This is a genomic window from Streptomyces sp. NBC_00872 (assembly GCF_045161915.1).
GTDB lineage: Bacteria > Actinomycetota > Actinomycetes > Streptomycetales > Streptomycetaceae > Streptomyces.
Map to the genome: position 1 here is coordinate 4,629,327 of NZ_CP108806.1, position 13,387 is coordinate 4,642,713.

Here is a 13,387-nt window from a genome sequence, read left to right on the forward strand (position 1 = left end):
GCAGCACGGCAGGTGTCGTCAGCGGCGCGGGTAGGCGTGCGTCAGCAGGACCTTCCCCTTGACCGAGGAAGGCTTGTCCACACAGGTGGCATCGACCACATACGCCTGGATCTGGCTGATGTCGGTGGAGTGGGACAGGACGACGAGATAGGCACGGCTGCCCTGATACCTGCCCTCCTGGGCGGCGAGGACGGGCTCGGTACGGCCGATGCCCTGCTGAACACAGGACGGCACCTCGGGCGTGGGGTGGAGCAGAGGGAAGTTCGAGGCGTTCCGCTCAGCCGGGGAACCATCCTGTTGGTTTCCCGGCCGCCTCTTTCCCGGGTCCGCTGCCGAGCCGGAGGCCAGCAGGGCGTCCACGCTGTTCTGGAGCCGCTCCTCGGTGAACTCCCGGTCATCGCTCTTTGTGGAGCTGATCCCTGCGCTGGTCTGTTTATCGATGCTGTCGGTGCCCGAATTCAGCGACTGGAGCAGCAGAACACTCACACCCACGGCGGCTGTACCGAAGACAGCCCCCAGAACGACGGTACGGCGGCGACGGCGGGTCGGAGCGGTACGGCCGGGGCCGGTGGCCGCCCTCGGGCGTCCCGCAGGGCGGTCTGTCCGTGCGGCCTCGGCCTGCGGGGCGTCCGGGGCCGAGATCTCCACTGATGTGGAGGAGGCGTCCGATGTGGAAGAAGCGTCCGGCGCGGCGTGGGCCTCGGAAGGGCGCGATGTTTCACGTGAAACATGCGCGGCATGCGCGGCTTCGTCGGGCGCGGTGGCGCTCAGGAGTGCCTCCGCCGCCAGTGCGGCATCGATGCGCTCCGCGACATCGGTGGGCATCCGGGGCGGTCCGGGCAGGGTTCCGAGGAGTCCCCTGATCTCTTCGAGTGAGTCATGGACATCGGCGCAGAGCGCGCAGCCGTCGAGATGATCCCTTATAGCGGCGGCACGGGACGGCGGGAGCAGGCCTTCCGTCAGATCGGAGATCTCCGAGACATCCGGGTGCTGAGCCATATCGGTCGTCGATGTCATGCGCGCCCACCTCCGCCCTTCACTCCGGCGGGATCACTTGGTCCTGAATCCCTTGGTGCCGATGCCGGTGGGACGGATCCCCCTGGCGTCCGGTTCCTTCCCCTGCCGAGATCGCTGTTATGCCCGGTGTCTCCTCGGAGATGGGTGAGCATGGGGAGCAGTCTGGCCCGGCCGCGGGCGCAGCGGCTCTTCACCGTTCCGGTGGGGACACCCAGGATCGCGGCGGCCTCCGCCACCGGGTAGCCCTGCATATCGACCAGCACCAGAGCCGCCTGCTGGTCGACGGGGAGTTTGGCCAGCGCTGTCAGCAGCTCACGGTGGAGGTCCTGGCGCTCGGCAGGGGCCTCCGCCGACTCATGCGGCTCCAGGAGCTGCTCCAGCCGCTCGGTGTCGTCCATCGGAGAGGTCTTGCGGGAGGCGGCCTTGCGGGCCCGGTCGAGACAGGCATTGACGGTGATCCGGTGCAGCCATGTGGTCACCGCGGACTGACCGCGGAAGGTATGGGCCGCCCGGAAGGCGGAGACCAGAGCGTCCTGCACCGCGTCCGCCGCTTCCTCCCGGTCGCCGAGCGTCCGTATGGCGACGGCCCAGAGCCGGTCGCGGTGGCGCCGTACCAGTTCACCGAAGGCATGAGGGTCGCCTGCGACATGAGCGCTCAGCAGGTCCTGGTCACTTGTATCGCCGAGTGCGACGTCGTCCAACGGTGAGCCCCCTCCCCTGGTCCGGTCGGCTCCCCTGGTCCGGTCAGCCGGTGATCTTGATCTCCGAGATACCGCCCCGGAAGAGAGAAGCGGATCCGTCGCTGGGCAGTTCGGTGATGTGGATCAATACGTATCGGGTTCGCACGGGCTTGTCGAGCGCGCGCTTCAGGGTCTTTCCGACCGACTCCAGCTTGGTGAGCCGCTGGGGGAAGTCCGAGAGGCCGGTCGGAGCCGATGCGTCCGGGCCGGCGGCGAGTACTTCCGCCGTATGACCGGCGCGGTACATGTCGAGGTCGATGCCGGACACGTCCTGCACCCTGCCGAGATCAACGATTATCCCGCTGCCGTCCTTGCGATTCGGGAGATTGCCGAAGTTGGCGTAGCCCCTGTACTGGAGCGTGACCCAGGAGGTGGCGGGTTTCCCGTCGATGGCGTTCGGTACGAGTTCGGGCTTTATCCCGGCCCCGCTCGGCATGAACTCGGTCGCGCCGGCGATCCGGAGCGGCTTTACGGGCTTGGCCGCCTTGTCCCCGTCTCCGGTGGTGGTCTCGGTGGGAGGGGCGTCGTTCCCCGTGTTGCCCCCGTCCAGCAGACGGTCGGCGACCTGCCAGCTTCCGAGGCCCAGGGCGGCGATGAGGAGCGCCGCGACGGTCCATTTGAGGGCCTTGCCGGTACGTCCCTGGAGCGGGGGCGGCGGGAGTGTCACCGGCGGGGTGGGTGCCGTTCCCATGCCTGCCTGGGTACGCCCGTAGGTGCCCTGCTGGTAGGTGGTGCGCTGGTATTCGGGCGGGGCGGTGAAGGTGGGCTCCGGCCGCCGGATACGGGGCATCTCCGCGACCGCGGCGGCCAGCTCGTCCGGGGTGGTGCACGGCGGTTCCTGGCGGGACGCGGTGGCGCCGTCGTTGATGAGGGCCCGCATGGCGAGTTCGGAGAGACCGCGGTGGACTCCCGCCCGTACCTGGTCGGGGGCGATCAGCCCGACGCCCTTGGGAAGGCCGGAGAGACCGTAGGCATCGGTCTCGTACGGCCAGCGCTGTGTCAGCGCGGCGTAGAGAAGCGCGCCGATGGCCTCCGTGTCGGTGCGCTGCGGCCGGTCGGCGCGGATCCCGCGCAGCGCGGCGTTCACGGCGAGACCGCGGATCCGGTACTGGCCGGTGGATGTCCGCAGGACCGCTCCTGGGGTCAGCCGCAGATGGGCGAGACCCTCACGGTGGGCGGCCGCCATGGCCTGGGAGACCTGGCTCACCAGCTGGTAGGCGTCATGGGCCTCCATGGGGCCCGAGGCGAGGAGGGCGGTGAGTTCCACGGCGTCCGGCAGCCACTCGTGGACGACATAGACGAGGTCGTTCTCCTCGACGGCGTCCAGGACCTGGACGAAGCGCGGATCACCGAGCAGTGCGGCGGAGCGGGCCGCGGCGAGCACGGAACGGGCCCGCGGATGGTCGGCGGGGAGGAGATGTACGCCGACGGCCCGGCGCAGCTTCTCGTCCACGGCACGCCAGCTGCTGAAACCGTCCAGACGGGTGACGCACTCCTCCAGGCGGTAGCGTCTGGCGAGTTTGTGGCCGCTGTGCAGCTCGGGCGTCGCGATGCCCGGCACGGTGCTCCGCTGCTCGCTGCCCGTGTCCGGTGCGGACTTCTCCGCAGTGTCCTGGGCTTTCGCCACCCCGTCGGCCGTGGCCTTGTCCGCCTTGGCGGTCAGCGGCTCATCACCGCTGTTGTCGGCCACGTCGACGGCAGCCGTGCTACGTTCCGCCACCGTCGCTCCTGCCTCCCCATCCGTTGCGCGCTATCCAACAGCCAAGCCAATTGTGCCCACAGTCGGACGCTATGCACGACACGCGGCAGCCGACGATGGTTGTGCTCGGCCGCGCCGTTCTACCGGCCGAGGCGTCCGCGCACCATACCGACCATGGAGTTCAGCTCTTCGATCCGCATCTTCTTCGCGGCGACGAAGAAGATGCCCAGCAGGACGATGCCACCGCCGATCAGTGCCACCAGCGAGGCCATAGCGCCACCGCCGAGAGCGTTGAGGACGACATAGGCGAGCCCACCGGCCGCGAGGGCTCCGGGAACGGACGCCAGGCAGAGCCGGGCGTACGTACGCAGGACGCGGCCGCCGTCCAGATCCCCGCCCAGCCGGTTCCGCAGCCTGCGCCAGGCGATACCGACACCGACCGTGTAGGCCAGACCGTACGAGGCGGCCATGCCGACCACGGCCCAGCGGGACGGCAGCACCACGTAGCAGCCGGCCGATGCCGCGGCGTTGACCACGGCGACGATGACGGTGTTGTAGAAGGGGGTCCGGGTGTCCTCGTAGGCGTAGAAGCCTCGCAGGACCACGTACTGCACGGAGTAGGGGATCAGCCCGAGGGCGAACGCCATCAGGATGAAGCCCATGGACCGCGCCGATTCCAGACCGCTGGACGAGAACATCAGGACGGAGATAGGGACGCCGAGCGAGAGGAACGCGAAGGCGATCGGGACGATCGCGACCGCCGAATTGCGCAGCCCCTGGGAGATGTCGTCGCGCACCGCGCCCGGGTCGCCGTCGTGGGCGGCGCGGGAGATACGGGGCAGCAGCGCGGCCATGACCGAGACGGTGATGATGGCCTGCGGCATGCCCCAGATCAACTGGGCGTTGCTGTAGGCCAGGATGCCGGTGCCGTCCTTGCCGGAGGCTTCGCCGGCGGCGGTGGCGAGCTGGGTGACGACGAGCACGCCGGCCTGGTTGGCGAGGACGAACAGAACGGTCCACTTGGCCAGCTTGACCGTCTTGCCCAGGCCGTGGCCCTTCCAGTCGAAGCGGGGGCGGAACCGGAACCCGGTCTCACGGAGGTAGGGAATCATCGCCAGGGCCTGGACGGTGAGGCCGAGCAGCGTACCGATGCCCAGTAGCCGCACCCCGTCCGCCGGGATGCTCTTGACCGTCATGTCCGAGTCGGCGGCGGTGCCGTACACCCAGATGAAGAGACCGAACGTGGCGATCATGACGATGTTGTTGAGGACCGGAGTCCACATCATCGCGCCGAACTTCCCCCGGGCGTTCAGGATCTGGCCCATCACCACATGCACACCCATGAAGAAGATCGTGGGCAGGCAGTAACGGGCGAAGGTGACGGCCACGTTGTTGGCGGCGGGATCGCCGGCGATCGTGTCCGACATCAGCCGGACGAGCACCGGTGCCCCGTACACGGCGAGGGCCACGATCGCCCCGAGCGCCACCATGACGAGGGTCAGCAGCCGGTTCGCGTAGGCGACGCCACCGTCCTTGTCGTTCTTCATCGCCCGTACGAGCTGCGGTACGAAGACGGAGTTGAGACCGCCGCCGACGGTGAGGATGTAGATCATCGTCGGCAGGGTGTAGGCGACGGTGAAGGAGTCACCGAGCAGCGCGGCGCCCAGGGCGGCGGTGATCACCAGGCTCCGTACGAAGCCGGTCAGCCGGGACACCAGCGTGCCGGCGGCCATCACCGCACTCGACTTGAGCAGACCCGCGGCCTTGCCCTGCTTCTTGGCGGGGGGCGGGGCGGGCGCGGCCACCGGCTCCGGCTCGGTGAGCGTCTGTCCCGTGCCCTGCTGGTCGCGGTAGAGATGCGCGAACGCGTCCTGCTCCGGAATCTCGTCACCGGCCCAGGAGACGAGGTCGTCGACGCCCGTGTACTGGGTGGTCCTCGGGTCGTCCCCGTAGGGCAGACGGCGGGAGGGGCCGGAGGGCTCGGGCGGCGGGGTCTGCGCCCAGATACGGGGGTCGGGGGCGTACTGCTGCGCGGGCGGCTGCTGGTACAGCGCCTGCGGATCCGGATAGGTGCCCGGGGGCGGAGGCGGGTGCGAGGCGCGGTCGTACAGCGCCTCGGTCACCGGATCCTGCGCGGAGAGGTCCTGCGCCCAGTAGGGGTCCTGGTTGTAGGCGTCCTGGACATAGGGATCCTGGGCAGGCGGCGCGGAAGGCGGAACCTGGCCTGCCGGATCGCCGCCCGCGCCCTGTCCGCGGTCACCGTCGTACGGCGCGTTCATGGTTACCCCACCTCATCGTCCCCGGCCGACCGGCCACGACATCGCTCAACGGTCCACTTTCTCACCCGGGCCCGACGCGTCCGCGCTTTCTGGTGCGGTGTCCGGTGTCGGGTCACTCGGCTGCTCGGGTTCCGTGTCCTCCACGGCCCGTGCGGCGTCCGTGTCCTTCGTGTCGCGCGGACCCACCGTGGAGTCGGCAGCGGCTCCGTCGGCGGTGCCGGTGCCGTCGTCCATGGGCCCGGCGGCGGCCTTACGGGCCACCGCCCGCTTGCGCTGGCTGTACATCTTGACACCGGCGAGAACCAGCAGCAGCACACCGCCGGCGATGACGAGCATCACGGTGGGCGTGATCTCGGAGACCCTGACCTGGAAGGTCATGGGCCCGCCGTAGAGCTTGCCGTCCTCCGTGTAGAGCTGCGCGGTCACCAGGACCGGGCCGTTGGCGTTGCCCGCTCCGGTGAACTTCACCGACTGGCTGTGCCCGCCGTCGATCTTGATGGGCCGCTCCGCCATCCGCGCGCCGCCGTCGAGCTTGAGGCGCGTCGGCTTCTCGGACGTGAGGCGCAGCGTCAGGTTCTGGACGCCCTGCACCAGCTTGTTCTGCACGGTCACCGGGATGGTCGCGCTGCGGCCGGACAAGGTGAGGACCGACTTCGGGATGAGCTGCACCTCGTCGGTGAGGCCCAGCAGATAGCGCTCCACCGTGCCGCGGTACTGCTGCGCCGAGTCCCGGTCACCACGCCACGACGTCGACACCGCACGGCCGATCGCGTTGCCGAAGGGGGCGGCCACCCGGTCCGGTGAGCTCAGGATGGCCTTGAAGTTGTCCAGCCGGCTCTGTGTCCTCTGGATGTCGAGGAACGCCTGCGTGGGCAGCTCCTGGTCGCGCAGCTTCTTCGGGTACCGACCGGAGGCGGGGACCTTGGTGGTGGCGTCGTCGTCGGGCGTGGCCGCCGCCGCGGTGATCAGATCGGACGGTTCCGTCCAGCGCTCGGTGTCCAGGCCGCGCAGCGCACGCGCCATCGACTGGGCCTGGGCCGCCGTCGGCATCCGCTGCGGGGCGACCACGATGCTGCGCTGGTCGTCGGGCTCCTGAAGGGTCAGGGCCAGCGACTGCGCGAGGAACTTCTGCACCGCCAGTGTCGAGCTGCCCGTCACCGTCATATCGCCCTGGAAGGCGGTGGAGAGCCGGGTGTCGGCGACCACGGCCGTCGTCCCGCCACCGATGGGCCGTGCGGCGCTGGCGGTGTACGAGAGGTTGTCCTGAAGGCTGTCGCCGCGGGTGATGACGTGGTGGGCGCCCGCGGAGGTCGCGACATCGACGATCGAAGGGTCGATCGCTCCGTCCACGGGCCAGGCGAAGTCGACGGACGGCTTCACATGGAGGACGGTCTCCACGGTCTTACCGGCCACATCGGTGGCGGGCTGGAGATGGCTGAGCGCGCCGGAGACGTCCTTGCCGCGGTGGGCCAGCGACGCCAGATCCGGATCCCCGAACGGCAGGGCGACGACTTTACGGCCCTGTACGGCCTTCTCCAGGTCGTTGAGCCACTTGAGGGCCATCGCCTGGTTGGTGCCCGGGACGGTGGTGCTCCCGCTTCTGACGCGGTAGTTCCGGGTCATCGCGTCGGCGGTCGCGAGCAGATCGGGGTCGATGACCCAGGTGACGGGAAGCTGGTTACCGAGGGAGACCATCTGCTCCAGCCGGCCGCCGGGGGCCAGCTCCTCGGCGAGGTCGTCGTTCTCGAAGACCGGCGTTTGCTGATCGTCCGAGCCGGTCTCCGCGGAGAGGTGCGTCGACGAGATCAGCGGCCAGAGATAGGTGAGCTCGGTCCTCTTCTCGGTGGCCTCGGGCTGCCAGGGCAGGAAGGTGCGCTGGATGCCCAGGAGGTGCGCGTACGGAGCGGAGGAGGTCTGACCGGTCAGTGAGACACCGAGCTGGTAGACGCCCTCGTCGTCGAGCCCGAGCTTGTTGACCGGTACGGAGAGGGTGAAGTCCTGGGGGATCCCGGAGATGAGTTTCGGGACGGTGACCTTGTACTTGCCGTCGATCGGGGCCGTGTCAGCCGTGGTGCCGGCGGAGCGGGCCGAGGCGTCGTCGATCGCGGTCCTGCCGAAGATCCGCGAACCCACCCGGAGATCCACCTGGGCGTCGGTGATGGTCCCCTTGCCCTTGTTGGTGACCGTGCCGGAGATCGTGAGGGTGTCGCCCTGCACCGGCGCGCCGGGGGTCAGCGTGTTGAGCGCCACAGCGACTGTACGGGCACCATCGGCTGCCGTCGCGCCGGCGTCCGCGTGGGCCGCGGGAGCCGCTGTACCGGCCACCAGGCCCGCCAGAAGCGGCGCTCCGGCGATCAGGGAGGCTGTGCGCCGCAGCCACCGGCGGGCAGGAGAGTGAACCATCCCCTGGAAGTCTGCCGCCTCCGCCACGCGCTCGCCCGTCCCTCGTCATCGTTTGCTGCCGTCGGTGGTTTGTCGATTCCTGCGTCCACGCATGGTAACGATGTGCGCTGTGGCGAAGTGCTGGGGACTGCTCCACATGATCGGAAGAATCTCATGCGCAGCCGGAATCCCCCGCATCGGAGGCCGGGGAGCCCGAAACTGGGCCGCTCGCGGCAGCCACGGCACGTACCCTTTTCTGTTGTGCCGAACGCCAATGAAGTCAGTCCCAGTGCACTCAGCCAGGTGCAGCGCCGCGCGGTCAGTGAACTGCTGCGGGTTTCCCCCGTCGCCGATGATCTGGCGCGCCGATTCCAGGATGCCGGATTCGGTCTCGCTCTGGTCGGCGGTTCGGTCAGGGACGCCCTTCTCGGCCGGCTCGGCAACGATCTGGACTTCACCACCGATGCCCGGCCCGAGGACGTTCTGAAGATCGTCAGGCCATGGGCGGACGCGGTCTGGGAGGTCGGGATCGCCTTCGGCACGGTCGGCGTCCAGAAGGACGCCCGTGTCGAGGGCGTCGATCAACGCTTCCAGATCGAGGTGACGACCTACCGTTCGGAGGCCTACGACCGGACGTCGCGCAAACCTGAGGTGTCGTACGGGCACTCCATCGAGGAAGACCTCGTACGCCGGGACTTCACGGTGAACGCGATGGCCGTCGCGCTGCCGCAGAAGGAGTTCATCGATCCTCACGGCGGGCTGGAGGATCTCTCCGCGCGGGTGCTGCGTACCCCCAGTACCCCCGAGGAGTCCTTCTCCGACGATCCGCTGCGGATGCTCAGGGCCGCGCGGTTCGCCGCGCAGCTGGACTTCGAGGTGGCCCCGGATGTGGTCACGGCGATGACGGCGATGTCCGGCCGGATCGAGATCGTCTCCGCCGAGCGGGTGCGTGACGAACTGAACAAGCTGGTTCTCTCCGCGTATCCGCGCAAGGGGCTGGCGCTGCTCGTCGACACCGGGCTCGCCGACCGGGTGCTGCCGGAGCTGCCGGCCCTGCGGCTGGAGAGCGATGAGCACCATCGGCACAAGGATGTGTACGAGCACTCGCTGACCGTTCTTGAGCAGGCCATCGACCTGGAGAAGAACGGGCCGGATCTGGTACTGCGACTGGCCGCTCTGCTGCATGACATCGGCAAGCCCAGAACGCGGCGCTTCGAGAAGGACGGCCGGGTCTCCTTCCACCACCATGAGGTCGTGGGCGCGAAGATGGTCAAGAAGCGGCTGACCGCGCTCAAGTACTCCAACGATCTGGTGAAGGACATCTCGCGATTGGTGGAGCTGCATCTGCGCTTCCACGGCTATGGGACGGGTGAGTGGACCGATTCGGCGGTGCGGCGGTATGTGCGCGACGCGGGTCCGCTGCTGGACAGGCTCCATAAACTGACCCGCTCGGACTGCACGACGCGTAACAAGCGCAAGGCGAGCGCGCTCTCCCGTGCGTACGACGGTCTGGAGGAGCGCATCGCCGAGCTTCAGGAGCAGGAGGAGCTGGATGCGATCAGGCCCGATCTGGACGGCAACCAGATCATGGAGATTCTGGGTGTGGGTCCAGGTCCGGTGATCGGTGCGGCCTATACCTTCCTGCTGGAGCTGCGGTTGGAGAACGGGCCGATGGAGCACGACGCGGCTGTCGCCGCCCTCAAGGAGTGGTGGGCGACCCAGAAAGCGACCCAGAAGTAGAGGATGCGGGCTGGGCGGTGTGATGAGCCGCCGCCAACGCGGCGCGGGTCATGTTTCACGTGAAACATGACCCGCGCCGCGTGTGCTTGGGGGGCGATGTTTCACGTGAAACATCGCCTTCCGCGCGTCAGGGCCACGGCGACGGCCGCATAGAGAATCGCGACTGTCAGCACGAGCGGTACCGACCGGCCGTCCGGGGGCAGCATCAGTGCGGCGACCGCTGCGGCGCCGACGAAGGCCACATTGAAGAGGACGTCGTAGAGCGAGAAGATCCGGCCCCGGAAGGCGTCGTCCACCGCGGTCTGCACCACCGTATCTGTGGCGATCTTCGCTCCCTGCGTGATCAGACCGAGAACGAACGCGGCCACGAGTGTGGGCACGGGAGCGAAGGGCAGTCCCAGGGCGGGTTCGAGAAGGGCGGCCGCGCCCGAGCACACCGCCATCCAGCCATACGGTCCGAGTCGGCCCGCCGTCCACGGGGTCAGCACCGCGGCGACGAAGAAGCCCGCTCCGGAAACAGCGACAGCGAGTCCGAGCAGCGCCAGCCCGTCGGAGTCCCGGTCGGTCCAGGCGTACCGGCAGAGCATCAGCACCATCACGGTGAGCGCCCCGTAGCAGAAGCGCATCACCGTCATGGCGGCCAGTGCGCCGGCTGCGGCCCGCCGTTCCCTGAGATGCCGGAGTCCGCCCGCGAGTCCGCGTGCGGTGGAGGCCAGGGCGGCGCCCAGACGTGTCGGTATGACCGACTGCTCGGGACCGAGGAGTTCGCGTGCCAGCAGCAGCGAGGTGAGCGCGGCACAGAGATAGAGGACGGCGCCCAGCAGCATCACGGCGGCGTCGGAGTCCGAGACGGTCAGCCGTACGGCGAAGGCGAGCCCGCCTCCCGCGGTGGCGGCAAGCGTGCCGGCGGTCGGGGAGAGGGAGTTGGCGAGGACGAGACGGTCTTTGTCGACGACCTGAGGCAGGGCGGCCGAAAGGCCTGCGAGAACGAACCGGTTGACGGCGGTCACGGACAGCGCCGAGACATAGAAGCACCAGTCGGGCACGGCGGCCAGGATCAGCAGCGCCGTACAGCTCGCCAGAAGGGCCCGCAGCAGATTGCCGTACAGAAAGACCTGGCGGCGCTGCCAGCGGTCGAGCAGCACACCGGCGAACGGGCCGACCAGTGAGTACGGCAGCAGCAGGACCGCCATGGCGGAGGCGATCGCGGCGGGCGAGGTCTGCTTGTCCGGCGAGAAGACGACATAGGCGGCGAGCGCGACCTGGAAGACTCCGTCGGCGCCCTGGGACAGCAGACGGACCGCGAGCAGCCGACGGAAAGCGCTGACGCGCAGGAGTACACGCAGATCACGTCGGACAGGCATGTGAGTCAGCGTCACACACGCCTCCGTGGGGCACTTCGGCGGGACGCCTGGACGGGACACATGAGAGGGGTCACCGGACAGCCGTCCGGTGACCCCTCTCATATGGCTCCGCGTACAGCGCGTGGCTCGTACGGGAAAGCGACCGCTAGCGGTCGACCTCGCCCCTGATGAACTTCTCGACGTTCTCGCGCGCCTGGTCGTCGAAGTACTGGACCGGCGGCGACTTCATGAAGTACGAGGACGCCGACAGGATCGGGCCGCCGATGCCGCGGTCCTTGGCGATCTTCGCGGCACGCACGGCGTCGATGATGACGCCCGCGGAGTTCGGGGAGTCCCAGACCTCGAGCTTGTACTCCAGGTTCAGCGGGACATCGCCGAAGGCGCGGCCTTCGAGGCGGACGTACGCCCACTTGCGGTCGTCGAGCCAGGCGACATAGTCCGACGGGCCGATGTGGACATTGTCCGCACCCAGGTCACGGTCGGGGATCTGGGAGGTGACGGCCTGCGTCTTGGAGATCTTCTTGGACTCCAGACGCTCACGCTCGAGCATGTTCTTGAAGTCCATGTTGCCGCCGACGTTGAGCTGCATCGTGCGGTCCAGGACGACGCCCCGGTCCTCGAAGAGCTTCGCCATGACGCGGTGCGTGATGGTCGCGCCGACCTGGGACTTGATGTCGTCACCGACGATCGGGACCCCGGCCTCGGTGAACTTGTCCGCCCACTCCTTCGTGCCGGCGATGAAGACCGGAAGGGCGTTGACGAAGGCGACCTTGGCGTCGATGGCGCACTGCGCGTAGTACTTCGCGGCGGCCTCGGACCCCACGGGCAGATAGCAGACGAGGACGTCGACCTGCTTGTCCTTGAGGGTCTGGACGATGTCCACGGGTGCCTCGGGGGACTCCTCGATCGTCTGGCGGTAGTACTTGCCCAGACCGTCGAGAGTGTGGCCGCGCTGGACGGTGATGCCCGTGGTCGGCACATCACAGATCTTGATGGTGTTGTTCTCGCTGGCGCCGATGGCGTTCGCGAGGTCGAGGCCGACCTTCTTCGCGTCGACGTCGAAGGCGGCCACGAACTCGATGTCCCGCACGTGGTACTCGCCGAACTGGACGTGCATCAGACCCGGTACCTTGCCCGCCGGGTCGGCGTCCTTGTAGTACTCGACGCCCTGCACCAGCGAGGCGGCGCAGTTGCCCACGCCGACGATGGCTACGCGAACCGAACCCATTCCGGTTGCTCCCTGTTCGATCTCAGTGTTCATGATGAGACCCTGCGGAGGTGCAGGACCTCACTTGGTGGTGTCCGCGGACGGATCCGGCGGTCCTGGATGCCCCGGGGACATGCCCCCGGGAGACGCGGCGTCCAGGTGCCGGGGCAGGCCATCCGCTTTCCCCGGTGTGTCTTCCTGTGCGGCGGGACCCTCGGGGCCGGACCGTCGCTGGTCCCGTCCCGCCCGCTCGCTCTCGATGAGCTCGTTCAGCCAGCGCACTTCGCGCTCCACGGACTCCATTCCGTGGCGCTGGAGCTCAAGCGTGTAGTCGTCGAGGCGCTCACGCGTACGGGCCAGGGAGGCGCGCATCTTGTCCAGACGCTCCTCCAGCCTGCTGCGCCGCCCCTCCAGCACCCGCATCCGCACCTCGCGCTCCGTCTGGCCGAAGAAGGCGAACCGAGCAGCGAAGTGCTCGTCCTCCCAGGCATCGGGACCGGTGTGCGACAGGAGTTCCTCGAAGTGCTCCTTACCTTCCGCCGTCAGCCGATAGACGATCTTGGCGCGGCGCCCCGCCAGTGAGGCGGCGAGTGCTTCCTCGGGGGCGCTGCCCGGCTCCTCGATCAACCAGCCGTTGGCGACCAGCGTCTTGAGGCAGGGATAGAGCGTCCCGTAACTGAAGGCCCGGAAGATCCCCAGCGAGGTATTGAGCCGTTTTCGCAGCTCATAGCCGTGCATGGGGGACTCGCGGAGCAGACCGAGGACAGCGAACTCAAGGATGCCCGAGCGTCTGCTCACCCTTCGCCTCCTCCACCGTCCGGGACCCTTATGGCGTTCTGATGTATCGACTCGATACATCCTGACGATAGAACGGAGATGCAGTTGGGACAAGTGGGGTCAAGGTGAACGGCGTCACATTGACAATTCTCAGGAAGCAACTTGCCTGATTTGAGACGAAC

General features: G+C 68.3%; 9 protein-coding genes. 1 reads left to right on the forward strand and 8 read right to left on the reverse strand.

All coding sequences use genetic code 11. The features are described from left to right. Positions 1–18: 18 nt before the first annotated feature. The 5 genes from OG214_RS19770 to OG214_RS19790 all read right to left on the reverse strand — a co-directional run bounded on the left by OG214_RS19770 (position 19) and on the right by OG214_RS19790 (position 8,165). Positions 19–1,017, reverse strand: a complete 999-nt coding sequence (locus OG214_RS19770; protein ID WP_405985486.1) for an anti-sigma factor family protein — start codon at positions 1,015–1,017, stop codon at positions 19–21. Continuing rightward, the gene (gene sigM / locus OG214_RS19775; RefSeq protein WP_405985487.1) at positions 1,014–1,718 is read right to left on the reverse strand and encodes an RNA polymerase sigma factor SigM; all 705 of its coding nucleotides are present in this window, start codon (positions 1,716–1,718) and stop codon (positions 1,014–1,016) included. Before sigM ends, OG214_RS19770 begins: the two co-directional genes overlap by 4 nt. Before the next feature lie 43 nt (positions 1,719–1,761). Beyond that, entirely contained in the window at positions 1,762–3,477 is a 1,716-nt protein-coding gene (locus OG214_RS19780; RefSeq protein WP_405985488.1) for a protein kinase family protein, read from the reverse strand. Positions 3,478–3,596: 119 nt separating this feature from the next. Then, positions 3,597–5,735: a murein biosynthesis integral membrane protein MurJ gene (gene murJ, locus OG214_RS19785; RefSeq protein WP_363079900.1), complete on the reverse strand. Its 2,139-nt coding sequence runs from the start codon at positions 5,733–5,735 to the stop codon at positions 3,597–3,599. Between the two features lie 45 nt (positions 5,736–5,780). Then, entirely contained in the window at positions 5,781–8,165 is a 2,385-nt protein-coding gene (locus OG214_RS19790; protein WP_363079901.1) for a DUF6049 family protein, read from the reverse strand. Between the two features lie 213 nt (positions 8,166–8,378). Here OG214_RS19790 and OG214_RS19795 point away from each other — a divergent pair, with 213 nt between their 5' ends. Further along, complete coding sequence (locus OG214_RS19795; RefSeq protein ID WP_405985489.1) at positions 8,379–9,857, forward strand: CCA tRNA nucleotidyltransferase; 1,479 nt, start codon at positions 8,379–8,381, stop codon at positions 9,855–9,857. 101 nt (positions 9,858–9,958) lie between these two features. Here OG214_RS19795 and OG214_RS19800 read toward each other — a convergent pair whose 3' ends face one another. From OG214_RS19800 to OG214_RS19810, 3 genes are all read right to left on the reverse strand, one after another. Then, a complete protein-coding gene (locus OG214_RS19800; protein ID WP_405985490.1) occupies positions 9,959–11,221 on the reverse strand; it encodes an MFS transporter in 1,263 nt (420 codons plus the stop codon). 145 nt (positions 11,222–11,366) lie between these two features. Further along, positions 11,367–12,449 (reverse strand): inositol-3-phosphate synthase, encoded by a 1,083-nt coding sequence (locus OG214_RS19805; protein ID WP_365902327.1) that lies wholly within the window; start codon positions 12,447–12,449, stop codon positions 11,367–11,369. A 60-nt stretch (positions 12,450–12,509) separates the two neighbouring features. Beyond that, entirely contained in the window at positions 12,510–13,226 is a 717-nt protein-coding gene (locus OG214_RS19810) for a PadR family transcriptional regulator (protein WP_363079904.1), read from the reverse strand. Positions 13,227–13,387 lie beyond the last annotated feature (161 nt).